This window comes from Streptomyces sp. NPDC002306 (assembly GCF_053593435.1).
Genome location: NZ_JBSFCK010000013.1, coordinates 39,221 through 64,342, shown reverse-complemented (window position 1 = coordinate 64,342; position 25,122 = coordinate 39,221). Strand labels below are relative to the sequence as shown.

Here is a 25,122-nt window from a genome sequence, read left to right as displayed (position 1 = left end):
TTTCGGGCTCAGCCCTTGGTGAGGGTCGAACGGGCGAAGAAGAGGAGGTTGGCCGGCTTCTCCGCGAGGCGGCGCATGAAGTAGCCGTACCAGTCGGTGCCGTAGGCGGTGTAGACGCGCATGCGGTGTCCTTCGGCGGCGAGCCGCAGGTGCTCCTCGCTCCGGATCCCGTACAGCATCTGGAACTCGTACTCGTCCAGCTTGCGGCCCGCCTTGCGCGCCAACTCCTGGGCGATGCTGATGAGCCGCGGGTCGTGGGACCCGATCATCGGGTAGCCGTCGCCCTCCATCAGCGTCTTCAGGATCCGCACGTACGCCTTGTCGATCTCGTGCTTCTGCTGGTACGCGACCTCGGCGGGCTCCTTGTAGGCGCCCTTGACGAGACGGACTCGGCTGCCGGCCGCGGCGAGGCGGCGGGCGTCGGCCTCGGTGCGGAAGAGGTAGGCCTGGATGACGCAGCCGGTCTGCGGGAAGTCCTTCCGCAGCTCCTCGTGGATGGCGAACATCGAGTCGAGGGTGGTGTGGTCCTCGGCGTCCAGCGTGACCGTCGTGCCGATCGCGGCGGCGGCCTCGACGACCGGCCGGACGTTGGCGAGGGCCAGCTCGTGGCCGCCGTCGAGCGCCTGCCCGAACATCGACAGCTTCACGGACATCTCGACCCGCTCGCCGAGTCCGAGCTCCGCGAGCCGGCCGACCAGTTCCAGGTAGGCGTCACGCGCGGCCGCGGCCTGCTCGGGGGTGGTGATGTCCTCGCCGACCACGTCCATGGTCAGTTCGAGACCCTTGGCGGTCAGGTCCTCGATGATCGGGACGACGTCGCCGACGGTCTCGCCGGGGATGAAGCGGTCGACGACCTGTTTGGTGACCGGGGCCGCCGAGATCAGGCGTCGCATCCGGTCGCTGCGCGACGCGGCGAGAATCACGGGACCCAGCACGGGGCACCTCCACAGACAAGCACCAGAACGGCCGCTGCCCGACGATTCGGGTACGGCACGGAGAACCACCGTGAAACCTAGGGATCTCTTTGATCGTCGGCCATCGACAGCTGTCACGCATCCGCGCCCCTGATCTCAGACAGATGTATGAAGGCGCCCGGGAAATGCGGGAGAATGCCCGGGTGACGTCGGATACCGGGCCATTCAACCGGGGTGACTACCAGGAGCTGGTCGACGAGATCTCGGAGCTCCTGGGCGCCCCGGCGACGCTGGAGAACCGCGACTTCGAGCTGATCGCCTTCGGCGCGTACGCCAGTGAGGACGATCTGGACGCCGCGGCGCTGGACCCGGTCCGCACCCGCTCGATCCTGACCCGCCGCTCGACCGCGGCCGTGCGGACCTGGTTCGAGGGCTTCGGCATCACGCGGGCGGCCGGACCGGTCCGGATCCCGCCGACACCGGAGGCGGGCGTGTACCGGGGGCGCATCTGTCTGCCCGTACGCCATCGGGGTGTCGTTCTCGGCTACGTGTGGCTGCTGGACGACGACCCGGGCCCCTCCGACCCGCAACTGGCCGCCGCCATGCAGGTGGCCGCCCGGATCGGGGCGCTGCTGGCGGACGAGGCGCAGCACGGCGCCGACCTCTCGCGGGAACTGCGGGCGGTGCTGACCGCCGAGCGCGGCTGGCAGCAGGACATGGCGGTGGCGGAGTTGCGCACGGCGCTCGGCGCCCGCGCGGACGGCCCGCACACGGTGGTGTGCGTGGCTCCCTGGCGGTCGGCCGATCCGGAGGGCGCCCCGTCGGCGCGGGCGGTGCCCCACGCGACGGCGCTGTGCACGGTTCCGTGGGGCGCCACCGGGCAGAGCCTCGCGGTGCTGGTGCGGCTGCGGTCGGCGGATGTGCGCGGGCCCGCGCTGGCCACGGCCACGCGGCTGCTGCGGGAGGCGTCGGAGGGTGCGGCGGGCGTGGCGGAAGCGCGCACCGGCCTCGCGGAGCTGGCCGCCGCCTGGCGCGAGGCCTCGGCGGCGGCCCGGACCGCCCTGGCGGAACCCCGGCTCGGTCCGGTCGCCGAGTGGTCCCGGATCGGCCCGTACCGCCTGCTGACCGCGCTGCCGCCGGCGTCCGCCCACGACCCGGCCGTACAGGCCCTGTTGAACCCGGCCCAGCGGGAACTGGCCCGCACCGCCGAGGTCTATCTCGACTGCGCGGGCCAGGCCGGCCGGACGGCGGCGGAGTTGGGCATCCACCGCCAGACCCTGTACTACCGGCTGTCCCGGGTCGAACAGCTGACGGGACTGGACCTCGACGACGGGGAGGACCGCCTGCTGCTGCACATGACGTTGAAGGGGGCGCGCCTCTAGGGCATGACGGTCAGGCCTTCGTCGCCGCGTCGATCACGCGGCGCAGCCCCTCGGTGAGGTGATCGGCGTCGGTGGCCGAGCCCGGGTCGAAGATCCACTGCACCATGAGGCCCTGGAGAAGCGTCTGGTAGAAGCGGCCCTCGGTCTCGACGGTCTCCTTGTCGAGGTCCGCCTCCGGGATGCCGTTGAACAGGGGCAGCATCCCCGAACGGCCTTGCTCCTGCGCCTCGATCAGCAGCTTGCGCACCTCGGGAAGCCGGTCGCCCTGAAGGATGAGCTCGAAGCTCAGCAGCCAGACGGCCCGTGACTCGGGCAGGGACCGGATGACGTTCGCCCACACGTCCCGGAAGCGCTCCAGCGAGCCGGCGGGCGCCTGTGTCGTCTCGTCCGCCTCCCGTCCGGGATCGAAGCTGTCCCCCATCTCCTCGATCAGGGCGACGTACGCCTGCACGAGCAGCGCGTCCTTGGATCCGTAGTGGTAGCCGATCGAGGCCAGGTTCGTCCCGGACTCCTTCACGATGTCGCGCGCCGTCGTGCGCAGGAAGCCCTTCTCCAGCAGGCAGCGCTTGGCGCCTTCGAGCAGATCCTCACGATGTCCCATGCCCGACAGCCTACCCGCGATCCATACAACCGTCCTAGACAAGTGACTTATACAAGCGTTCTAGACAAGCGTTTAAGACGTGCGTACATTCGCTGACATGACGAACCCGACGAACCCGTTGCGCACCACCCCGGCCCCGGCCGCCCTCGCCGGCCGCCGTGAATGGACCGCCCTCGGCGTGCTGATGCTGCCGCTGCTGCTGGTCTCCATGGACGTCTCGGTCCTCTACTTCGCGATCCCGTCGATCGGCGCGGACCTGGAGCCGACCGGCACCCAGCAGCTGTGGATCTTCGACATCTACGCGTTCGTCCTGGCCGGCCTGCTCATGACGATGGGCTCGGTCGGCGACCGCGTGGGCCGCCGCAAGCTGCTGCTGATCGGCGCCGCCGCCTTCGGCACCGCCTCGGTGGTGGCCGCCTACGCCGACAGCGCCGAGACCCTGATCGCGGCCCGCGCGGTCCTCGGCGTCGCCGGCGCGACGCTCATGCCGTCCACGATGGCGCTGGTCCGCACGATGTTCACCGACGCCGGCCAGCGCGCCAAGGCGATCGCCCTGTGGTCCGGTGTGATGACGGCCGGGATCGCGCTCGGCTCGGTGATGAGCGGCGTGCTGGTGCAGTTCTTCTGGTGGGGCTCGGTGTTCCTGGTCAACCTGCCCGCGATGGTGCTGCTGCTGGCCCTCGGCCCGGTTCTGCTTCCCGAGTCCAAGGACCCCCGGCCGGGCCGCTTCGACTGGCCGAGCGTCCCGCTGTCGATGGCCGCGGTGCTCCCCGTCGTCTACGGCCTGAAGGAGATCCCCACCGACGGCTGGCACCTCCAGTACGTCGCCGCGATCACCGTCGGCCTGTTCTTCGCGGTCGTCTTCGTCCACCGCCAGCGCACCGCGGCCTCCCCGATGATCTCCCCCGCCCTGTTCCGCGGCCGCGGCTTCGCCCCGGCCGTCGTCCTGAACCTCCTCTCGTCCTTCGCCATGATGGGTTCGGCGCTCTTCACCACCCAGTACCTCCAGTCGGTGCTCGGCCGGAGCGCGCTGGAGGCGGCCCTGTGGGCGCTGCTCCCCTCGGTGCCGATCGGTATGGCCGCCCCGGCGGCCACCGCCCTGGTCCAGAGGGGCGTCGACCGCGCCTACGTCGTCACCGCGGGCTTCGTGATCGGCGCGGTGGGCTACGGCATGCTCGCCCTCGCCGGCACCGACTCCCTCTGGCTGGTCCTGGCCGCCTGCGGGGTGCTCGCCTCCGGCATCGTCATGGTCATCTCCCAGATGACGGACCTGGCGCTGGGCGCGGCCCCGGCCGAGCGCGCGGGTTCCGCCTCCTCACTCCTGGAGACCGGCGCCGAGTTCGGCGGCGCCCTGGGCATGGCGGTCCTCGGCTCCATCGGCACCGCGGTCTACCGCCACGAGATCCCGGCGACGGCACCGGCCGAGGCCCACGAGACGCTGGGCGGCGCGCTCGCCGTCGCCGTCCGGTTGCCGGGACACACGGGTGACGCCCTGGCCACCGCGGCCCGGGAGGCCTTCACCGACGGAATGCACGCGGCCGGGATCGCGGGGGCGGTCCTGCTGGCCGGCGCGGCGATACTGGCCACGGCGACGCTCCGGAAGATCCACGTCGAGGCCGGGTGACGGATACGCGAAAAGGCGCCGGGTGGACTGAGAACCCTCAGCCCACCCGGCGCCTTCACTTCACTCACGTCTGCCACCCGACCTCGGCCTGTTCAGGCCGACCTCAGGTCCATTCAGCCCGTCCGGCGTCCCAGCCGAGCCGACGTGCCGACCTCGGCCGGTCCAGCGTCCGAGCCGACCGGCCGACCTCAGGTCCATTCAGCCCGTCCGGCGTTTGAGGACGAGGCCGTTCAGGCCGACGCGGGGGTCTGGGGGCGGCAGCCCCCCGTCACGACGGCCACCTCAGACGAGGTTGACCGATCGAGCCGACGTCGCCCCGATCTCCGCCGCGAGCTCACCCAGCACCCCGGGCGACACCGTGTCGTCCACGGTCAGCACCGCCAGCGCCTCGCCACCGGCGACCGCACGCGACACCTGCATCCCGGCGATGTTGATCCCGGCCTCACCGAGGATGCGGCCCACCGTGCCGACGACACCGGGACGGTCCTCGTAGCGCAGCACCGCCATGTGGTCGGCGAGCGCGAGGTCGACGTCGTAGTCACCGACCGCGACGAGCTTCTGGAGGTGCTTGGGGCCGGCCAGCGTGCCGGAGACCGACACCTCCTCGCCACTGGAGAGCGTGCCGCGCACGGTGACGACGTTGCGGTGGTCGGGCGACTCGGAGCTGGTGGTCAGCCGCACCTCGACACCGCGCTCCTGCGCGAACAGCGGGGCGTTCACGTAGGAGACCGTCTCGGCGACGACGTCCTCGAAGACGCCCTTGAGCGCCGACAGTTCCAGCACCTTCACGTCGTGCTGGGTGATCTCGCCGTACACCTCGACGTCGAGGCGGACCGCGACCTCACCGGCGAGCGCGGTGAAGATGCGGCCGAGGCGCTCGGCGAGCGGCAGGCCCGGCTTGACGTCCTCGGCGATGACACCGCCCTGGACGTTCACCGCGTCCGGCACGAGCTCACCGGCGAGGGCGAGCCGCACGGACCTGGCGACCGCGATGCCCGCCTTCTCCTGCGCCTCGTCGGTCGACGCCCCGAGGTGCGGGGTGGCCACGACCTGGTCGAACTCGAACAGCGGGGAGTCCGTGCACGGTTCCTTCGTGTACACGTCCAGGCCGGCACCGGCGACCCGGCCCTCCTTGAGGGCGGAGTACAGCGCCTCCTCGTCGACGATGCCGCCGCGCGCGGCGTTGACGACCCGCACGCTCGGCTTGACCTTGCGCAGCGCCTCGTCGCCGATCAGACCGACCGTCTCGGGGGTCTTGGGCAGGTGGACGGTGATGAAGTCGGAGACCTCGAGCAGCTCGTCCAGCGACAGGACCTTGACGCCCATCTGGGCGGCGCGCGCGGGCTGCACGTAGGGGTCGTAGGCGACGACCTTCATGCCGAACGCGGACATGCGCTGCGCGACGAGCGCGCCGATCCGGCCGAGGCCCACCACGCCGAGGGTCTTCTCGGCCAGCTCGACACCGGTGTACTTGCTCCGCTTCCACTCGCCGTTCTTCAGGGCGGTGTTGGCCTGCGGGATGTGGCGCGCGCTGGCGAGGATGAGACCGCAGGCCAGCTCGGCGGCGGTCACGATGTTCGAGGTGGGCGCGTTGACGACCATCACGCCGGCCTTGGTGGCGGCGGAGACGTCGACGTTGTCCAGGCCGACGCCGGCTCGTGCGACGACCTTCAGCTTCTTGGCGGCGGCGATCGCCTCGGCGTCCACCTTGGTGGCCGAGCGGATCAGGATCGCGTCGACGTCGGCGATGGCCGGGAGCAGTTCGGCTCGGTCCGCTCCGTTGCAGTGCCGGATCTCGAAGTCCGGGCCGAGCGCCTCCACGGTCGCGGGCGACAGCTCTTCAGCGATGAGTACGACAGGTTTCGAGCTCACGTGAGTCCTCGCAAATCTGGGGCACCTCCCATGCCTCCAGGCCATGGGGGCGCGTGCGGACGGCCGTCCCGACGGCCGCAGGCGGAGGAGGGGTGCTAGCCGCGTGGAAGACGCACGACGCTGTGGGCCTGACGCGTATGTAGGGCAGAAGTGTAGTGGCGTGGCAAACGCCCTCTTGCGCCTCTGCGGAAGGATCACCCGTCCGTGGCTGGACGGGGTGGACAACGCCCTGTTCCCCGGCATCACCCGTGGTGCGCCGAAGGGGCCGGGGACTGCCGCCCCGACCCCCGGCGTGGAGGCTTACGCCTCCTCGTCGACCCAGCTCATCAGCTTGCGCAGCTGCTTGCCGGTGGTCTCCAGCAGGTGCTCGGAGTCCTGCGCCTTGTACTCGTTGTACTTCTTCAGACCGCCGTGGTACTCGTCCATCCAGTTACGGGCGAACGTGCCGTCCTGGATCTCGGCCAGGACCTGCTTCATCTCCGCCTTGGTGGCGTCGGTGATGATGCGGGGGCCGGTGACGTAGTCGCCCCACTCGGCGGTCTCGGAGACCGACCAGCGCATCTTCTCCAGGCCGCCCTCGTACATGAGGTCCACGATCAGCTTGAGCTCGTGCAGGCACTCGAAGTACGCGATCTCCGGCTGGTAACCCGCCTCGACCAGCGTCTCGAAACCGGCCTTCACCAGCGCCGACGTACCACCGCAGAGCACCGCCTGCTCACCGAACAGGTCGGTCTCGGTCTCCTCGGTGAACGTCGTCTTGATGACACCCGCGCGCGTGCCGCCGATGGCCTTGGCGTAGGAGAGGGCCAGCGGGAAGGCGTCACCGGTGGCGTCCTGCTCCACCGCGGCGATCGCCGGGACGCCACGGCCCTCCTCGTACTGACGGCGCACCAGGTGACCCGGGCCCTTCGGGGCGACCAGGGCCACGTCCACACCGGCCGGGGGCTTGATGAAGCCGAAGCGGATGTTGAAACCGTGCGCGAAGAACAGGGCGTCGCCGTCCTTGAGGTTCGGCGCGATGGACTCCTCGTAGACCTGGGCCTGGATCGGGTCCGGGATCAGGATCATGATGACGTCGGCCTCGGCGGCGGCCTCGGCCGGGGACACCACACGCAGGCCCTGCTCCTCGGCCTTCGCCTTGGACTTGGAGCCCTCGTGCAGACCCACCCGCACGTCGACACCCGAGTCACGCAGCGACAGGGCATGCGCGTGACCCTGGCTGCCGTAACCGATGACCGCGACCTTGCGGCCCTGGATGATGGACAGGTCGGCGTCGGCGTCGTAGAACAGCTCGGCCACTTTGGGTTCTCTCCTTGGTGTGCGGGTGATACGTCCCACCGTATGACGGTGAGAGGAAGGGAAGTCTCCGGGTCTCGCCATACGGGCGGCCGGCCGGGGCCCGCCGCCCTACCAAGACTTACGCAGATCGGTCCAGCGCGCGCAGCGACCGGTCCGTGATCGAACGGGCGCCGCGGCCGATGGCGATCGTGCCGGACTGGACGAGCTCCTTGATGCCGTACGGCTCCAGCATCTTGAGCATCGCCGACAGCTTGTCGCTGCTGCCGGTGGCCTCGATGGTCACGGCCTCCGGGGAGACGTCGACGGTCTTGGCCCGGAAGAGCTGGACGATCTCGACGATCTGGGAGCGCGTCTCGTTGTCGGCGCGCACCTTCACCAGAACGAGTTCGCGCTGAACGGCCGAACCCGCCTCCAGCTCGACGATCTTGAGCACGTTCACGAGTTTGTTGAGCTGCTTCGTCACCTGTTCGAGTGGCAGCTCGTCGACCTGCACCACGATGGTGATGCGGGAGATGTCGGGGTGCTCCGTGACACCGACCGCGAGCGAGTCGATGTTGAAGCCGCGGCGGGAGAACAGGGCGGCGATCCGGGCGAGGATGCCGGGCGTGTTCTCGACCAGGACGGAGAGCGTGTGCTTGGACATGATCTGTGGGGTCTCTCTCGCTCAGTCGTCTTCGTTGTCGCCGAAGTCGGGGCGGACGTCCCGGGCGGCCATGATCTCGTCGTTGGACGTTCCGGCGGCGACCATCGGCCACACCATCGCGTCCTCGTGGACGATGAAGTCCACGACCACCGGACGGTCGTTGACGGAGTTCGCCTCCTCGATGACCTTGTCGAGGTCGTCCGGGGACTCGCACCGGATCGCGTAGCAGCCCATCGCCTCCGACAGCTTCACGAAGTCCGGCACGCGCGTCCCCGCGCTCGGCTCCTTGCCGCTCGCGCCGGGACCGGAGTGCAGCACCGTGTTGGAGTAGCGCTGGTTGTAGAAGAGGGTCTGCCACTGCCGGACCATCCCCAGGGCGCCGTTGTTGATGATGGCGACCTTGATCGGGATGTTGTTCAGGGCACAGGTGGTGAGCTCCTGATTGGTCATCTGGAAGCAGCCGTCACCGTCGATCGCCCACACCGTCCGGTCGGGCGCCCCCGCCTTGGCGCCCATGGCGGCCGGCACCGCGTACCCCATCGTGCCCGCGCCACCGGAGTTCAGCCAGGTCGCGGGCTCCTCGTACTCGATGTAGTGCGCCGCCCACATCTGGTGCTGGCCCACGCCCGCCGCGAAGATCGTGCCCTCGGGGGCGAGCCGGCCGATGCGCTGAATGACCTGCTGCGGGGCGAGCGAGCCGTTCTCGGGCTGCTCGAAGCCCAGCGGGTAGGTCTCCCGCCAGCGGTTGAGGTCCTTCCACCAGGCGGTGTAGTCGCCCCGCTGGCCCTCGCTGTGCTCGCGCTGCACCGCCTGGACCAGGTCCGCGATGACCTCGCGGGCGTCACCGACGATCGGCACGTCCGCGGCGCGGTTCTTGCCGATCTCCGCCGGGTCGACGTCCGCGTGGACGATCTTCGCGTGCGGCGCGAAGCTGTCCAGCTTGCCGGTGACCCGGTCGTCGAAACGGGCGCCGAGGGCGACGATCAGGTCGGCCTTCTGCAGCGCGGTGACGGCGGTGACCGCACCGTGCATGCCCGGCATCCCCACGTGCAGCGGGTGGCTGTCGGGGAACGCGCCCAGCGCCATCAGGGTGGTGGTGACCGGCGCCCCGGTGAGCTCGGCCAGCACCCTCAGCTCGGCGGTGGCCTGCGCCTTCAGCACGCCGCCGCCGACGTAGAGGACGGGCCGCCTCGCGGAGGTGATGAGCTTCGCGGCCTCCCGGATCTGCTTCGCGTGCGGCTTGGTGACCGGACGGTAGCCCGGCAGGTCCATCACCGGCGGCCACGAGAACGTGGTCTGCGCCTGCAGCGCGTCCTTGGCGATGTCGACCAGCACCGGACCCGGCCGGCCCGTGGAGGCGATGTGGAACGCCTCCGCGATGACCCGCGGGATGTCCTCGGCCTTCGTCACCAGGAAGTTGTGCTTGGTGATCGGCATCGTGATGCCGACGATGTCGGCTTCCTGGAAGGCGTCCGTGCCGATCGCCTTCGACGCGACCTGGCCGGTGATCGCGACCAGCGGCACCGAGTCCATGTGCGCGTCGGCGATCGGCGTCACCAGGTTCGTCGCGCCCGGCCCCGAGGTCGCCATGCACACCCCGACCTTGCCCGTGGCCTGCGCGTACCCCGTCGCCGCGTGGCCGGCGCCCTGCTCGTGACGGACCAGGACGTGACGCACCCGCGTCGAGTCCATCAACGGGTCGTAGGCGGGAAGGATCGCACCGCCCGGAATGCCGAACACCGTGTCGGCCCCGACCTCCTCGAGAGAACGGACGAGGGACTTCGCGCCCGTGACGTGCTCGACGGACGCGGACTGCTGTCCACCGGATCGGGGCCGCGGCTGCGGATGGTGGGCCCCGGTGGCCTGCTCGGTCATCGGCTTCTCTTCTCGATGCTGAGGGTTTTTGCGAAGTTTGTACGATGTGCGACTGCCGCACGCCAGGCATCTGTGCAACAAAAAACCCCTCGTGCCAAAAGGCAAGCGAGGGGAGCGCGCCGGTGAGGTCGCTGGGGATTCCGGATCGTCCTCCGGTCGTTCCCAGCTCAGCCGACGCGCTGTCCAAGTACGAGAATTCGGGTGCGCATGCATCTGACCCTCCCCCCGGCACACACCCACTGTCAAGTGGGTGGGACGGGAGTCTCATTATGTGAGCGCAGGGCCGTTCCACCGCCGAGGACGGCGGGCACACCACCGGTGTACACCCCCGCGCCACCGCCCGCGAACGCGGGTTCGGCGGGGCCGTGCGGCACCGGATAACAGCCGGAGGCGAGCGCCCGGCGCAGCCGGTACTCGTCCAGCGGACCGGAGAACGCCACGCCCTGGCCATGGGTGCAGCCCATCGCGCGCAGGGCGACGACCTGCTCCGGCAGGTCCACGCCGTCGGCCACGGACTGCAGCCCGAGGTCGTTGGCGATCCGCAGCAGCCCACTGGTGATCTTGTGCAGCCGCGCGGACTCCACGACCCCCTCGACCAGCGAACGGTCGAGTTTCAGTACGTCGACGGGCAGCCTTCTGAGTGCCGTGATCGCCGCGTACCCACTGCCGAACCCGTCCAGGGCGATCCGGACACCGAGGCGCCGCAGGGCGCACAGCCGGCGCTCCAGTTCGTCCAGCGGCACCCTGGGCTCGGTGTCGGCCAGCTCTATCACCAGGGACCCCGACGGCAGCCCGTGCCGGGTGAGCAAGGCCTCGACGGAGCCGAGCGGCATCGACCGGTCGAGCAGCCGACGGGCGCTCACCCGCACGACCACCGGCACGCCGAGGCCGGTCGCGGTGCGTTCGGCGGCCTGTTCGACCGCCTCCTCCAGGACCCAGCGGCCCAGTTCGGCGGTCTTGTCGCTGTCCTCCGCCACCCGCAGGAACTCGGCGGGAGTGAAGAGCACTCCTTGGGAGGAGCGCCAGCGGGCCTGGGCGGTGACCGAGGTGACCCGGCCGTCCTCCAGACAGACCACGGGCTGGTGCAGCAGGGCGAACTCGCCGTCGTGCAGCGCGGCACGCAGCCGCGTGGCCAGCTCCGCCTTGCGTACGACGTCCTGCTGCATCTGTGGCTTGTACAGCTCGACCCGGCCCTTGCCGGCCGCCTTGGCGCGGTACATGGCGAGGTCGGCGTTGCGCAGCAGTTCGCCCGCGCCGAGGCCCGGTTCGGCGAAGGAGACGCCGATGGACGCGGCGACCCGGACGTCGTTGCCGTCGATCAGGTAGGGCTGCGAAAGCGTGAGCCTGAGGCGGTCGGCGAGCTCCAGGATGTGGCGTTCGCGGGCGGTGCGGTCACGGGTGCCGTCGCCGACGATCAGGGCCGCGAACTCGTCGCCGCCCAGCCGGGACGCCGTGTCCCCGTGCCGGACCGCGTCCTGGAGTCTGCGGCCGGCCTGGACGAGCAGCTCGTCCCCGGCCTGGTGCCCGATCGTGTCGTTGACGGCCTTGAAGCCGTCCAGGTCGATGAAGAGCACCGCCGTGCCCCGCAGGGCGGCGCGGTCGGAGGCGCGGCGGCCGGACAGCGCCTGCTGTACGCGCTGGGTGAACAGCGCGCGGTTGGGGAGGTCGGTGAGCGGATCGTGCTCGGCGTTGTGCTGGAGCTGTGCCTGGAGCCGCACCCTTTCGGTGACGTCCCGGCTGTTGAAGATCAGGCCGCCGTGGTGACGGTTGACGGTGGATTCGACGTTCAGCCAGCCGCCGTCGCCGGACCGGAAGCGGCACTCGATGCGGGTGGTGGGTTCCTCGCTGGGGCGGGCGGCCAGGAAACGGCGCACCTCGTGCACCACACAGCCCAGATCGGCGGGGTGGATGAGACCGGCCAGTTCGGTGCCGACGAGATCCTCCGCGGGCCGTCCGTAGACCCCGGCGGCGGCCGGGGAGACGTACCGGAGGATGCCGTTGGGGGCGGCGATCATGATGACGTCGCTGGAGCCCTGCACCAGGGAGCGGAAGTGGTTCTCCTGCTGGGCCAGCTCCTGGGTGAGGGTGATGTTGTCGAGGAGCATGATGCCCTGGCGCACCACGAGGGCGAGCACGACCGTGCCACCGGTCAGGAGCACCACGCGGTCGACGCTGTGCCCGTCGAGGACGTTGTAGAGGATGCCCAGGGTGCAGACGGCGGCGGCGAGGTAGGGCGTCAGGGCGGCCAGGGAGCCGGTGATGGGCCGGGTGGCCGGATACCGGCTGTGATCACCGCCCTGCGGGGACCCGGGTGGGGATCCCTGCGCCGACGCGGCGTGCGGACCGCCCGGGCGCTGTCCGGGCACGTGTTCGCGCACCACGCGCGTGTGTCCTTCGTCGGCCGCCGTCCCCTGCGGCCGGGGCGCGGCCCAGGGGGCGTACGCCAGGAGCAGCGAACCGGCGAACCAGCCCGCGTCGAGCAGCTGACCCGAGTGGTAGTTGTTGTGCAGCAGGGGCGAGGTGAACAGGGCGTCGCACATCACTGTCAGCGCGAGCGCGCCGATCGCGGTGTTGACCGCGGTGCGGTTGACCGCCGAGCGCCGGAAGTGCAGCGCGAGCACCATGCTGACCAGGGCGATGTCGAGCAGCGGGTAGGCCAGCGACAGCGCGGTGTGGGCCACGCTCGGCCCGTCGAACTTCGCGGCCTGGGCGAGCGCCAGGCTCCAGGACAGGGTGAGCAGCGAGCCGCCGATCAGCCAGGCGTCCAGCGCGAGACAGACCCAGCCCGCTTTTGTCACCGGCCGCTTGGCGAGCACCAGCAGTCCCACGATCGCGGGTGGCGCGAAGCAGAGGAAGAACAGGTCGGCGGAGCTGGGGCTGGGGACGGGCCGCCGCAGGACGACCTCGTACCACCCCCAGACACCGTTGCCCAAAGACGCCATTGCCGAGGAGAGGGCGAACAGCAGCCAGGCGGGTCGGAAGCGGACGCGGCGGGCCCGCGCGTAGAGGAAGCACGACACGGCGGCGGTGCCCGCCGCGGCGCTCAGTCCGAAGTCACCCATGAACAGGGCGACTTCGCTCGAACCCCAGCCGAGCGCGGAACCGACGGCGTATCCCGCGCACACCAGGGCCAGTACGAGTTGGTGGACCAGGTTCGTGCCGCCGCCGGAGAGCGGCGGGCGCAACAGCGGCGCCTTCGAGGGAGGCTGTGCCCGCAGCGCTCCGTCGAGGGTGGTCACGGAAGGCGGGGGCGAGCTCACCGGGCCCTCCCGGTCCGCGCGACTCCCGGGTCCCTCGGGTCCCGGTGCGCTGGGTGCGGGTGCCTCCTGCGGCAGCTCTGCCTGCGGTGGTGCCGGTTGTGGTGGCCGCTGTGATCGGTGTGATGACCGCGTCGCCTGCGTGCCGCCGTGCGCCAGGGCCGCCGCCGGCGGCCCCGACGCGTCGGGTCGTTCGTCCATAGGCCGTGCATCGCCCGTCGCCCCCCTCACCAGTCTGAAATGTCCGTCCCCAGCGCCGAACGGTGCGCGGCGCAGCCCCTGTCGGGACGATACACCAGTCTCGTCACTCAGGGACATAGTTCCTCTACGCTCCGTGACGGTCCACGACGACACGGGCACACACCGCGTCCGCGGGACTGCGGAGGGTGCCCGAGTCGGGTCACATGTCGACCGCGCCCGTCGTACGGATCACGTGGCGCAGCGGCCGCCGGTTCACGAAACGTCCCAACTGGTCCACCAGCAGCCGCTTCGCGCGCGGCAGGAACGCGGATGTCGGGCCTCCCACGTGCGGACTGATCAGCACGCCCGGCGCGTGCCACAACGGGTGCCCCGGGGGCAGCGGTTCGGGATCGACCACGTCCAGGGCGGCGGTGATGCGGCCGCCCTCCAGCTCGGCGAGCAGCGCCTTGGTGTCGACCACCGGGCCGCGGGCGACGTTGACCAGGAGCGCGCCGTTCTTCATGCGGCCCAGGAAGGCGCCGTCGACCAGACCGCGCGTACTCTCCGTCAAGGGGGTGGAGAGGACGACGACGTCCGCCTCCGGGAGCAGGGAGGGCAGTTCGGTGAGCGGATGCACCGGACCGCGCGCCGTGGTGCGCTCAGAGCGCGCGACGCGCGCCACCCGCGCCACCTCGAACGGCACGAGCCGGTCCTCGATGGCCTCGCCGATGGCCCCGTAGCCGACGATGAGGACGTTCTTGTCGGCGAGCGCCGGCCGGAATCCGCCGGCCCACCGGCCCTCGTCCTGGGCCCGCACGAAGTCGGGGACACCGCGCAGCGAGGCGAGGATCAGCGTCAGCGCGAGTTCGGCGGTGCTCGCGTCGTGCACCCCGCGCGCGTTGCACAGCAGCACCCCGGGGCGCAGCCCGGCGAGCGCGGGCTCGATGCTGTCGGTGCCGGCCGACAGCGTCTGGATCACCTGGACGGAGCTCATCTCCGCCAGGGGGCGGACGCCGGTCTCGGCGGATTTCATGTACGGCACGACGTAGAAGGCGCAGTCGGCGGGGTCCGCGGGGAAGTCCGGGGCACCGTTCCAGAAGAGGTACCTGGGTCCCTGCGGGAGTCCCTCGATCTCGTCCGGCGGGATGGGAAGCCATACGTCAGCACTCATGGCCAGGAGGCTATGTCAGGCCGTCCGGGAGGCAGAGGTTAGGTTGGGGGGCGGAAGAGGGAGGTTCACGGCACGTGGAGCGCAGGACGATCGGTGCGGGGGCGCTCGCGATGGGGGCCGTCGGACTCGGGTGCATGCCGATGAGCTGGGCCTACAGCGGGTCCCGGCAGCGGGGCGACGAATCGCTCAGAGCGGTGCACCGGGCCCTGGACGCCGGCTCGACGCTCCTGGACACGGCCGACATGTACGGCCCGTTCACCAACGAGCTGCTGGTGGGGCGGGCGTTGAAGGAACGGCGCGCGGACGCGTTCGTGTCGACGAAGGTCGGCCTGCTGGTGGGCGAGCAGCACGTGGTCGCCAACGGGCGCCCCGGGTATGTGAAGCGGGCCTGCGACGCCTCGCTGCGGCGGCTGCAGACGGACGTCATCGACCTCTATCAACTGCACCGTGCCGACCCCGAGGTTCCCGTCGAGGAGACCTGGGGCGCGATGGCGGAGCTGGTGCGGGCCGGGAAGGTGCGGGCGCTCGGGCTGTGCGCGGTGGGCGCGCGGGGCGGCCGCCGGTCCGGGGCACGGCTGCACGACGCGACGATCCGCCAGCTGCACCGGGTGCAGCAGGTCTTCCCCGTGAGCGCGGTGGAGGCCGAACTGTCCGTGTGGTCGCCGGAGTCGCTGGACGCGCTGCTGCCGTGGTGCGAGGCGCGCGGCATCGGGTTCCTGGCGGCCATGCCCCTCGGCAACGGCTTCCTGACCGGCACGCTCACTCCCGGTGAGGGCTTCGAGCCGGACGACATGCGCGCCCGCCACCCCCGTTTCACCGCCGAGATGATGGCCGCGAACCAGCCGATCGTCGTCGGCCTGCGCCGGGTGGCCCGTCGGCACGGCGAACACGTCACGGCGGCCCAGGTGGCCCTGGCCTGGGTCCTGGCCCAGGGCCGGCACGTCGTTCCGGTGCCGGGTGCCAAACAGGAGCGCTGGGTGACGGAGAACGCGGCGGCGGCGGGACTGCGCCTGACGGCCGAGGACCTGTCGGAGGTGGCGGGACTGCCGGGGGCGCTGGGGTCCTGGGACTGAGGTTCCTGGGACTGAGGTTCCGGGGTCGGGGGCCCCGGACGGGGGTGGCGCGGCCGGTGCCGGGGACTCGTTCCCGCATCGGGTGGCCCTGATCGGGAACCCGTGAGGCTCGAGCGGTGTAAGACAAGTAGAACCCGCCGCGTCGAAGGGACCATGATCGTGCAACGTCGAGCTGTGTCGGCCGTGTTGGCCGCGGGAGCGCTCCTTTTGACGGCCGGCTGCTCCTCCGACGGCGGAGGAGGACCGAGCCGGGCCGCGGGCACGTCCCCGGGCCGTACGAGCGCGCAGGCGTCCCCCTCGGATCCGGCCGCCGAGAAGACCCCGCCCGCGAAGGGCTCGGTGAAGGTGCTGCGCACGGTCACCGAGGACCTGAAGAGTCCCTGGGGCCTGGCCCCGCTCCCGGGCGGCGGCCTGCTCGTCTCCTCCCGGGACGAGGGGACGATCACCCTGGTCGACGAGGAGACCGGCAAGAAGACGGAGCTGGGCGAGGTGGCGGGGGTGTCTCCCGCGGGTGAGGGCGGCCTCCTGGGCATCGCGCTCTCACCGGACTACGCCTCGGACCACATGATCTACGCGTACTTCTCCTCGGCCTCGGACAACCGCATCGTCCGCATGCTCTACGACGCCGAGAAACCGGCCGGCGAACAACTGGGCGCTCCCGACACGGTCTTCAAGGGCATCCCGAAGGGTGTGATCCACAACGGCGGCCGGATCGCCTTCGGCCCGGACGGGATGCTCTACGCCGGCACCGGCGAGAACGGCGACCGGGGCCTGTCCCAGGACAAGAAGTCCCTGGGCGGCAAGATCCTGCGGATGACCCCGGAGGGTGAACCGGCACCGGGGAACCCGTTCCCCGACTCCCCCGTGTACTCGTACGGCCACCGGAACGTGCAGGGGCTGGCCTGGGACTCCAAGCAGCGCCTGTTCGCCTCGGAGTTCGGGCAGGACACCTGGGACGAGCTGAACGCGATCAAGCCGGGCGACGACTACGGCTGGCCGGATGCCGAGGGCAAGGCGTCCGACCCGAAGTACCACAACCCGATAGCGCAGTGGCGCACGGACGATGCCTCCCCGAGCGGTCTCGCCTACGCCGAGGGCTCCCTGTGGATGGCGGGTCTGAAGGGCCGGCGCCTGTGGCGCATCCCGCTGAACGGCACGGAGTCGTCCGCGACCCCGCAGGCCTTCCTCGACGGCGAGTACGGCCGCCTGCGCACGGTGGTGTCGGCGGGCGGCGACAAGCTGTGGCTGGTCACCAGCAACACCGACGGCCGCGGGGACCCGAAGCAGGGGGACGACCGGATCCTGGAGCTGGAGGTGAGCTGAGCCCGCGCTCCTGGCTTCCTTCATCCCCCGCCGGGGCCGAAGCCGTCCGAGTCGGTGGCGCCGGGCTCGGGGCGGGGTCGGGGTCGGGATCGCTCGCGTCGGAGTCTTCCGAGTCGGGTCGGTCCGAGGCGGGTCGGTCCCTGTCGGCTCGGTCCGACTCGGCCGGCCTGCGGGGCGGGTGGACGACGACCTTTCCGGACGCGAGGTCTATCGGCCCGCGTCCGGGGTCGCTGTCCCCGGTGTCCTCACGGGTCAGCTCCAGCCGGTTCTGCTCGTCGCGGGTGTGCTTGCGGCCCGGTGCGAAGAGTTCCGCGAAGGCGTCGAACACTGGTCCTCCTCCTGCCGGTCCCCTCCAGCGTACGGCTCAGCCGCCGGGCTCGGCGGGGAGCGGGTCGGCGGGGAACAACCCCATCCGATGCGCCACCGCCGCCGCCTCCCCCCGTCCCGAGACCCCGAGCTTGCCCAGGATGTTGGAGACGTGCACGCTCGCCGTCTTCGGGGAGATGAAGAGCTCCTCGGCTATCTGCCGGTTGGTGCGGCCGGCGGATACCAGGCGCAGGACGTCGCGCTCCCGGCCGGTCAGACCCAGCGCCTCGGCGGGGTCGGTGGTCCGCGCGGGAGCGCGGGTCAGGGAGAGGCGGGCCCGCTGGGCGAGGAGGGTGACGGCGTCGGCCAGCGGGCGGGCGCCGAGGTGCTCGGCGACGGCGTGGGCCAGGCGCAGAAGTTCGGTGGCGGCGGCGCGCTCGTCCTCGTCGCCACCGGCGAGGAGGGCCTCGGCGAGGCGGTGCCGGATGCGGGCGAGGTCGTAGGGGCGCTCCAGTTGCTCGAAGGCGGTGACCACCTCCGCCCAGATGTCGGCGGTGGCCCGGCCCTCGGCCCGGTGCAGTTCGGCGCGGACCCACTTCTCGTGGGCGAGCCAGACGGGTGCGTCCGTGGTGAGGCTCTTGACGGCCTCCCGGATGCGCTCCAGGGTCCGCGGGCGGCCCGGCCCCGCGGCGGGCAGGGCGCGGGCGTCCGCCTCGGCGGTGGCCGCGGCCCGCAGCAGGGGCCAGGCGGACCGCTGGCTGCCGGGTGAGAAGCCGGCGTCGAGGATGGGATCGAGTGCGGCGCGGGCGTCGAGGATGCGCCCCTCGGCCGCGCAGACGCCGAGGGTGACCCAGGCCAGCGGAATCGTCTGCTGGGGCGCGAGGTCGCGGGATCCGAAGTGCGCCGTGGCCTCCGCGAGGTGGCGTCGGGCCTCGGGCAGGTCACCCCCGGACAGGGCGAGCTGGGCCAGACAGAGGGCGGCCTCGCCCAGGGGCCGGGCGTCCTGTGCGCACCGGATCGCGGTCCGCGCCGCGTCGGCGGCGGCGTCCCAGCGGCCGAGCGAGTACAGCGACACCGAGAGGTTGCCCCAGACCCATCCCTCGGAGTCCACGAGGCCGAAGCTGCGGGTGTAGCGGGCCGCCTCCTCGAGCAGCGAGACCGCTTCCCGGGAGCGGCCGACGGCTTCGAGTTGCGCGGGCAGGTTCACATAGGCGCGGCCGCCGACATAGGCGATGCCGAGGTCCAGCGCCCGCTGCCGGACCTCGTGCATCTGGGCGAGTCCGGCGTCGATGTCGCCGGCGTCGACCATGAGGCCGCCGAGGGTGAGGCGGGCGTTCAGTTCGATCTCGCCCGCGTCGACCATGTGGGCGTACTCCACGGCCCGCTCGGCGGCCGAGAGTGCCTCGGGGCCCGGCTCGTGCGTCATCAGCCAGGCGGCCACGCTGCCCAGCACCTCGGCGTGCACGGCCGACGGCGGCAGACCGCGCACGAGTTCCTGGGCGGTGGCCAGTTCCTCCCAGCCGTCACCGCGGGCCTGGGCCTGCACCAGCCGGGAACGCTGGACCCAGAACCAGGCGGTGCGCAGCGGGTCGTCCTCGTCGTCCAGCAGATGCAGCGCCCGTTTGGTGATCTTCAGGGCGCGTTCGCGTTCGCCGCAGAAGCGGCCCGCGACGGCCGCCTCGGCCATCAGGTCGAGGAAGCACAGCGGGGTGGTGGCGGGGTCGCGGTCGTGGGGAGGGTAGGCCTGCGCGTAGTCGAGGGTGCGCAGCCCGGCCCGTACGGGCTCGGGGGCGGTGTCCCACAGTTCCATCGCGCGTTCCAGCAGCCGCAGTTGCTCGCTGTAGGCGTGCCGGCGGCGGGCCGTGGCGGAGGCGTCGAGGACGGCGGGCAGGGCCTTGGCCGGGTCGTGGGCGTGGTACCAGTAGCTGGCCAGGCGCATGACGCGCTCGTCGGCGGGGACCAGCGTGGGGTCGCTCTCCAGGGCCTCGGCGTAGCGGCGGTTGAGGCGGGAGCGTTCACCGGGGAGCAGGTCGTCGCTGACGGCCTCGCGGACCAGGGAGTGCCGGAAGCGGTAGCCGTCGCCGGCCGGGGTGGCGAGCAGGATGTTGGCGTTCACGGCGGCGCGCAGCGCCTCGATGAGGTCGTCCTCGGTCAGCCGGGCGACGGCGGCGAGCAGCCGGTATTCGAGGGTGGAGCCGCCTTCGGCGACGATCCGGGCGATGTACTGGGTGCTCTCGGGCAGGCTCTCGACCCGGACCAGGAGCAGGTCGCGCAGAGAGTCGGTGAGTCCGGTGGAGCACCCCTCGCCCGCGGCGACGGCGAGTTCCTCGACGAAGAAGGCGTTGCCGTCGGAGCGTTCGAAGATGTCGTCGACCTGGGCGGGGTCCGGTTCGGCGGCGAGGATGCCGGCGATCTGGCGGCCCACCTCGGCCCGGTTGAAGCGGGCGAGTTCGAGGCGGCGGACGGTGCGCAGCCGATCGAGTTCGGCGAGCAGGGGTCTGAACGGGTGGCGGCGGTGGATGTCGTCGGCGCGGTAGGTGGCGAGGACGACGAGACGGCCGGTGCGCAGGGTGCGCAGGAGGTAGGCGAGGAGGTGGCGGGTCGAGGCGTCGGCCCAGTGCAGGTCCTCCAGGGCGACGACCACGGTGCGGTCGGCCGCGACCCGCTCCAGCAGTCGTGCGGTGAGTTCGAAGAGGCGGGCCATGCCCTCCTCGTCGTGCCGTCCGGAGCCGCTCTCGCCGAGCTCGGGCAGGAGCCTGGCCAGTTCCTCCTCCTGGCCGGCGGCCGCCGCGGCCAGTTCGTCGGGCAGTTCCCGGCGCAGGGCGCGCAGTGCGGTGGAGAACGCGGCGAAGGGCAGCCCGTCGGCGCCGATCTCGACACAGCCGCCGAGCGCGAAGACCGCGCCCCGGCGGCAGGCGGCGGTGGCGAACTCCTCGACGAGCCGGGTCTTGCCGACCCCGGCCTCGCCGCCGAGCAGCAACGCCTGCGGCTCGCCCGCGGCGGCACGGGCGAGCGCGTCGTCCAGAACGCCCAGTTCCTCGGCGCGGCCCACGAACACGGGGCTGACGGACCTGTTCTCCACGGGCCCGAGCATCGCACAACGACCGGGCCGTGCCCCAGCCGTTATGGGGAGGGCGAGGAGGGGCCCGGCCGCCGCCGCTCCATGACCGGATCGCAGTGGACGGCCGACCCCCGTGCGGCCGTCCCCCTGCGATCCGACGCCACCGACGAGGGCGAGGGCCTGCCGCGGGCCCTCGCCGGGCGCGAGGGGCTGCCGCGGGCCGTCGTGCCCCGGCGGCGCACCACGGCTCACGCGGCGCGGGTGAGCCGGTACCGGCGGGGGCGGTGGGTATGCGACTCGCTCTCCTTGGCCTGCTCGGCGGCGGCACGGCGGGCGGCGCGACGGCCCCGGAGGACCGCGCGGGCCAGCCGCTCCCGCTCGGCGTGACGGATCAGCTCGGCGGAACGGATCCGCTGAAGCTCGTACTCGAACATGGTGTCCCCTGTGTGGTGAGAATCGGAGTGGTGCCATCGCTCGCTGCGATGACTCCACCCTCGTCTCCCAGGGGTGTCCGCCACATCGGGAGAGTTCCGCATCTTCCGTGGGCTGGGGGGCCTTAGACAGACGTAAGGGGTCTCAGTGCGTCCGTAAGTGCGTTACGGACGCCCTAAGACCCCTGGGGGACCTGCGGAGATGTGGCCGGCGGTCAGCTCGCGGAGGGCAGTCCGAGCAGGACGTCCGTGTACTTCAGGACGGCCAGGAGCAGGCCGATGACGCCCAACGCGACACCGCCCCAGGCGACGGACTTGATCCACGCGGCCTGCGGCCTGCCGGGAGCGCCGAACGCGGGCCGTACGAGCACCACGACGCCGACGACCAGGGCGGCCAGCGCGAACAGACCGGCCCACAGGGCGGTGGTGTGCCAGGCGTCGCCGTAGATCTCCTTTATCTGGGTGGCGACGGTCGCGCTCTGCGAGGTCTTGAGCTGGCCGACCAGGGTCTCGCGGGCGGCGGCCACGGTGGAGATCCAGCCACCGGTCAGCGAGACGAGACCCAGTCCGGCGGAGACCACGGCGGCGGCGCCCTGACCGACTCCGGAGGGGCCCTCCCGCCCGTCGTCGTGTCCGTCCTCGACGAGGTCCTCGCCCTCGGTCTCCGTCACCTCGGCAGAGGTGTCGTCGGTCTGGGTGACGTCCAGCTTCTCCTCGTCGGTCGTGGCCTCGGCGCCCGTCGTGGCACCGGTCTCGTCAACAGTCTTCGTTCCCATGGACCGCACCGTACGGACGGAGTCTGAGAGCTTTCTTAATGATCGCTGTGAGCGGTACGCGCGCGGGCCCGCGCAGGGCCCCCTGGTCCCCGGCACGTCAGTCGAACTGGTCGCCGACCGCCATCACCATCACTCCGGCGATCAGCAGCCACAGCGCGCGCCGGGTGCGTCCCCTGTGCCCCAGGACCGCGGCGAGCGCGCAGACAACGGCGCCGAGAGCGTAGGCCGCCGGGGCGAGCACCGGAGCGGAGCCGGTCCAGCGCAGCAGTGCCGCGGCGAGACCCGCCAGCGTCAGCAGGCCGCCGGTGCCGGTCGCCGTCCAGCGGGCCCGGCGCACGTCCTCGTCGTCGTCCTGGCCGTCCGGGTGCTCGTCGTCGTCCCGGCCGTCCAGGTCCGTGTCTTCGGATTGGCGTTCCGGGTCGGCGTCCTCGGAGACGCTTTCCGCGTCCGTATCCCCGGAGGCGCTTTCCGGGTCCTCACCCTCGGGCCGGTCCTCCGGACCATCGTCCCCGGACCGGTCTCCCGGGTTCTCGTCCGGGGCCCGGTCCCCCGGGAGGGCGCCCTCGGGCCTGTCTCCCGGGCCGGCCCCCTCGGGCCGGGCCTCGGAGTCCTCGGCCTCGGGCCGGTCCCCTGCGTCGTGCACCGTGGCTATGTCGGCATCCCTCTCGGCGTGCGTCTCGTAATCAGTACGACCGCTCATGGCGGGCGAGCGTAGTCCCTCCGGCCGGGAAACCCGGCTGCGGGGAGTGCCGTCCGCTGCTAGCGTCCCGCCGTCCGCAGTTCCCGGCCCAGCGCCACCGACCCGAGCAGGTGCATTGTTTGACGGTCCGACCGAGCTCCTACGCCTCCCGTTCCACCACCGTGAACCCAAGGAGCCCGTTCACCGATGTCCGACCTCACACCCGACCTCACACCCGACACCGCGACTGACACCGCACCCGCCTCCCCCACCTCGACGGCCTCGACGGCCTCGGCCGACGGTCTCGCCGAGCGGCTGGCCCAGGCCCGCTATCCGCGTGGCAACCGCTACGACGTCCGCTGGGGCATCGAGAACCAGATGGGCCCGTACGCGCTGTGGCTGCTGGAGTGGCTGGCCCCCGCCCTCGGACTGGACAGCCTGAGTCCCGGCGCACGCGTCCTCGACCTGGGCTGCGGCCGCGCGATGACGTCCGTCTTCCTCGCGAAGGAGTACGGCGTCCAGGTCGTCGCGGCCGATCTGTGGGTGAAGCCCGACGACAACGCGGCGCGCGTCGCCGAGGCGGGCGTCGCCGACCGCGTCCTGCCGGTGCTCGTCGAGGCGCACGACCTGCCGTTCGGCGAGGGCACGTTCGACGCGATCGTCTCCGTCGACGCGTACCACTACTTCGGCACCGACGATCTGTACCTGCCCACGCTGACCCGGCTGCTGAAGCCGGGCGGGCGGATCGGTGTGGTCGTTCCCGCGCTGCGGGAGGAACCGGCGGGCACCGAGCCGCCGGAGCACCTCAAGCCGTTCTGGGAACCCGCCTACTGGTCCTTCCACTCCGCCGCCTGGTGGCGGCGCCACTGGAGCCGCAGCGGGGCCGTCGAGGTCGAGACCGTCGACTGGCAGCCCGACGGCTGGAAGGACTGGCTGCTGTGGAGCGAGGTGTGCGCCGAGGAGAGCCAGAGCGCGTTCATGGCCCGGATGGCCCGTGAGTCGGTCGCGATGCTGCGGGCCGACGAAGGCCGCTCGCTCGGCTTCGTACGGGCGGTCGGTCGCCGCCGCTGATCCACGCACCTGGGGGACGCGTCGGTGTCGACACGTCCCCCAGGGTGCACCGGAGCGGGACTCAGCCTTCGCTGACGCCCAGCTTCTCCAGGATCAGTTCCTTGACACGGGCCGCGTCGGCCTGGCCCCGCGTGGCCTTCATGACCGCGCCGACCAAGGCGCCGACGGCGGCCACCTTGCCGCCGCGGATCTTGTCCGCGACGCCCGGGTTGCCGGCGATGGCCTCCTCGACGGCCGTGGTGAGCGCGCCCTCGTCGGAGACGACCTTCAGACCGCGCTTGTCGACGACCTCGTCCGGGGTGCCCTCGCCCGCGAGGACGCCCTCGATGACCTGGCGGGCCAGCTTGTCGTTCAGGTCACCCTTCGCGACCAGCTCGGTGACCCGGGCGACCTGCTGCGGCGTGATGGCCAGCTCGTCGAGCGTGCGGCCCGACTCGTTGGCGCTGCGGGCGAGCTCGCCCATCCACCACTTGCGGGCGGAGCCCGCGTCGGCACCGGCGTCGATGGTGGCGACGATCAGGTCCAGGGCACCGGCGTTGAGGATCGACTGCATGTCGGTCGCCGAGATCGCCCACTCCTCGCGGAGCCGGTTGCGGCGTACCAGCGGAAGCTCGGGCAGACCGGCCCGGATCTCCTCGACCCACTCCCGGGACGGCGCCACCGGCACCAGGTCCGGCTCGGGGAAGTACCGGTAGTCCTCGGCCTCCTCCTTCACCCGGCCCGAGGTCGTCGACCCTGTGTCCTCGTGGAAGTGGCGGGTCTCCTGGATGATCGTGCCGCCGCCGTTGAGCACGGCCGCGTGCCGCTGGATCTCGAAGCGGGCCGCGCGCTCGACGGACCGCAGCGAGTTGACGTTCTTCGTCTCGCTGCGGGTGCCGAACTTCTCCCGGCCGTGCGGGCGCAGCGACAGGTTCACGTCGCAGCGCATCTGGCCCATCTCCATGCGGGCCTCGGAGACGCCGAGCGCCTTGATGACCTCGCGCAGCTCACGGACGTACGCCCGCGCGACCTCGGGGGCGCGCTCGCCGGCTCCCTCGATCGGCTTGGTGACGATCTCGATGAGCGGGATGCCCGCGCGGTTGTAGTCGAGCAGGGAGTGCGAGGCGCCGTGGATACGGCCGGTGGCACCCCCCACATGGGTGGACTTGCCGGTGTCCTCCTCCATGTGGGCGCGCTCGATCTCCACCCGGAAGGTCTCGCCGTCCTCCAGCTGGACGTCGAGGTAGCCGTTGAAGGCGATCGGCTCGTCGTACTGGGAGGTCTGGAAGTTCTTCGGCATGTCCGGATAGAAGTAGTTCTTCCGGGCGAAGCGGCACCACTCGGCGATCTCGCAGTTCAGCGCGAGACCGATCTTGATCGCCGACTCGATGCCGATCGCGTTGACGACCGGGAGCGCGCCGGGCATGCCGAGGCAGGTGGGGCAGGTCTGCGAGTTAGGCTCGGCGCCCAGCTCGGTCGCGCACCCGCAGAACATCTTCGTCTTGGTGCCGAGTTCGACATGGACCTCAAGGCCCATGACGGGGTCGTAGGTCGCCAGCGCGTCCTCGTACGACACCAGGTCGGTCGTGGTGGTCACGGTGAAAC

18 protein-coding genes and 1 pseudogene are annotated in these 25,122 nt (G+C 71.5%); 5 read left to right on the top strand and 14 right to left on the bottom strand.

The annotated features are described in order from the left end of the window. Nucleotides 1-8: 8 nt before the first annotated feature. Nucleotides 9-935 (bottom strand): proline dehydrogenase family protein, encoded by a 927-nt coding sequence (locus ACWCQK_RS24720; protein WP_451158341.1) that lies wholly within the window; start codon nt 933-935, stop codon nt 9-11. 164 nt (nt 936-1,099) lie between these two features. Here ACWCQK_RS24720 and ACWCQK_RS24715 point away from each other — a divergent pair, with 164 nt between their 5' ends. Further along, the gene (locus tag ACWCQK_RS24715; RefSeq protein WP_451158339.1) at nt 1,100-2,296 is read left to right on the top strand and encodes a PucR family transcriptional regulator; all 1,197 of its coding nucleotides are present in this window, start codon (nt 1,100-1,102) and stop codon (nt 2,294-2,296) included. A gap of 10 nt (nt 2,297-2,306) precedes the next feature. On the opposite strand, the gene ACWCQK_RS24710 is transcribed toward ACWCQK_RS24715, so the two are convergent. Next, a complete protein-coding gene (locus ACWCQK_RS24710) occupies nt 2,307-2,897 on the bottom strand; it encodes a TetR/AcrR family transcriptional regulator (protein ID WP_451158337.1) in 591 nt (196 codons plus the stop codon). Nucleotides 2,898-2,994: 97 nt separating this feature from the next. On the opposite strand from ACWCQK_RS24710, the gene ACWCQK_RS24705 reads away from it, so the two are divergent. Then, a complete protein-coding gene (locus ACWCQK_RS24705; RefSeq protein WP_451158335.1) occupies nt 2,995-4,521 on the top strand; it encodes an MFS transporter in 1,527 nt (508 codons plus the stop codon). 282 nt (nt 4,522-4,803) lie between these two features. Here ACWCQK_RS24705 and serA read toward each other — a convergent pair whose 3' ends face one another. The 6 genes from serA to ACWCQK_RS24675 all read right to left on the bottom strand — a co-directional run bounded on the left by serA (nt 4,804) and on the right by ACWCQK_RS24675 (nt 14,818). Further along, nucleotides 4,804-6,393, bottom strand: coding sequence for a phosphoglycerate dehydrogenase (serA, locus tag ACWCQK_RS24700; RefSeq protein WP_451158333.1), 1,590 nt, complete (start codon nt 6,391-6,393; stop codon nt 4,804-4,806). Between the two features lie 300 nt (nt 6,394-6,693). Continuing rightward, nucleotides 6,694-7,692, bottom strand: coding sequence for a ketol-acid reductoisomerase (ilvC, locus tag ACWCQK_RS24695; RefSeq protein ID WP_385782443.1), 999 nt, complete (start codon nt 7,690-7,692; stop codon nt 6,694-6,696). 118 nt (nt 7,693-7,810) lie between these two features. Further along, the gene (gene ilvN / locus ACWCQK_RS24690; protein ID WP_451158331.1) at nt 7,811-8,335 is read right to left on the bottom strand and encodes an acetolactate synthase small subunit; all 525 of its coding nucleotides are present in this window, start codon (nt 8,333-8,335) and stop codon (nt 7,811-7,813) included. A gap of 21 nt (nt 8,336-8,356) precedes the next feature. After that, nucleotides 8,357-10,210 carry an acetolactate synthase large subunit gene (locus ACWCQK_RS24685; RefSeq protein WP_451158329.1) on the bottom strand — a complete coding sequence of 618 codons (1,854 nt, stop codon included), beginning with the start codon at nt 10,208-10,210 and terminating at the stop codon, nt 8,357-8,359. A 242-nt stretch (nt 10,211-10,452) separates the two neighbouring features. Beyond that, nucleotides 10,453-13,470, bottom strand: a complete 3,018-nt coding sequence (locus ACWCQK_RS24680) for a putative bifunctional diguanylate cyclase/phosphodiesterase (RefSeq protein ID WP_451158328.1) — start codon at nt 13,468-13,470, stop codon at nt 10,453-10,455. Between the two features lie 397 nt (nt 13,471-13,867). Beyond that, nucleotides 13,868-14,818: a 2-hydroxyacid dehydrogenase gene (locus ACWCQK_RS24675; RefSeq protein WP_451158326.1), complete on the bottom strand. Its 951-nt coding sequence runs from the start codon at nt 14,816-14,818 to the stop codon at nt 13,868-13,870. A 74-nt stretch (nt 14,819-14,892) separates the two neighbouring features. Between ACWCQK_RS24675 and ACWCQK_RS24670 the strand changes: the two genes are divergently transcribed. Both ACWCQK_RS24670 and ACWCQK_RS24665 read left to right on the top strand, forming a co-directional pair. Beyond that, a complete protein-coding gene (locus ACWCQK_RS24670) occupies nt 14,893-15,891 on the top strand; it encodes an aldo/keto reductase (protein ID WP_451158324.1) in 999 nt (332 codons plus the stop codon). A gap of 153 nt (nt 15,892-16,044) precedes the next feature. Then, the gene (locus ACWCQK_RS24665; RefSeq protein ID WP_451158322.1) at nt 16,045-17,214 is read left to right on the top strand and encodes a PQQ-dependent sugar dehydrogenase; all 1,170 of its coding nucleotides are present in this window, start codon (nt 16,045-16,047) and stop codon (nt 17,212-17,214) included. A 147-nt stretch (nt 17,215-17,361) separates the two neighbouring features. On the opposite strand, the pseudogene ACWCQK_RS24660 reads toward ACWCQK_RS24665, so the two are convergent. The 5 genes and pseudogenes from ACWCQK_RS24660 to ACWCQK_RS24640 all read right to left on the bottom strand — a co-directional run. Next, nucleotides 17,362-17,542 (bottom strand): annotated as a pseudogene (locus tag ACWCQK_RS24660) (DUF6191 domain-containing protein); the annotation flags it as partial. Nucleotides 17,543-17,578: 36 nt separating this feature from the next. Beyond that, entirely contained in the window at nt 17,579-20,614 is a 3,036-nt protein-coding gene (locus tag ACWCQK_RS24655; protein ID WP_451158320.1) for a helix-turn-helix transcriptional regulator, read from the bottom strand. A gap of 215 nt (nt 20,615-20,829) precedes the next feature. After that, nucleotides 20,830-21,015 carry a hypothetical protein gene (locus ACWCQK_RS24650; protein WP_451158318.1) on the bottom strand — a complete coding sequence of 62 codons (186 nt, stop codon included), beginning with the start codon at nt 21,013-21,015 and terminating at the stop codon, nt 20,830-20,832. A gap of 212 nt (nt 21,016-21,227) precedes the next feature. Further along, the gene (locus ACWCQK_RS24645) at nt 21,228-21,788 is read right to left on the bottom strand and encodes a hypothetical protein (protein ID WP_451158316.1); all 561 of its coding nucleotides are present in this window, start codon (nt 21,786-21,788) and stop codon (nt 21,228-21,230) included. Between the two features lie 97 nt (nt 21,789-21,885). Next, entirely contained in the window at nt 21,886-22,488 is a 603-nt protein-coding gene (locus tag ACWCQK_RS24640; protein WP_451158314.1) for a hypothetical protein, read from the bottom strand. 186 nt (nt 22,489-22,674) lie between these two features. Between ACWCQK_RS24640 and ACWCQK_RS24635 the strand changes: the two genes are divergently transcribed. Then, entirely contained in the window at nt 22,675-23,538 is an 864-nt protein-coding gene (locus tag ACWCQK_RS24635) for an SAM-dependent methyltransferase (RefSeq protein WP_451158312.1), read from the top strand. Nucleotides 23,539-23,599: 61 nt separating this feature from the next. Here ACWCQK_RS24635 and gatB read toward each other — a convergent pair whose 3' ends face one another. After that, entirely contained in the window at nt 23,600-25,114 is a 1,515-nt protein-coding gene (gatB, locus tag ACWCQK_RS24630) for an Asp-tRNA(Asn)/Glu-tRNA(Gln) amidotransferase subunit GatB (RefSeq protein WP_451158310.1), read from the bottom strand. Between the last annotated feature and the right edge of the window lie 8 nt (nt 25,115-25,122).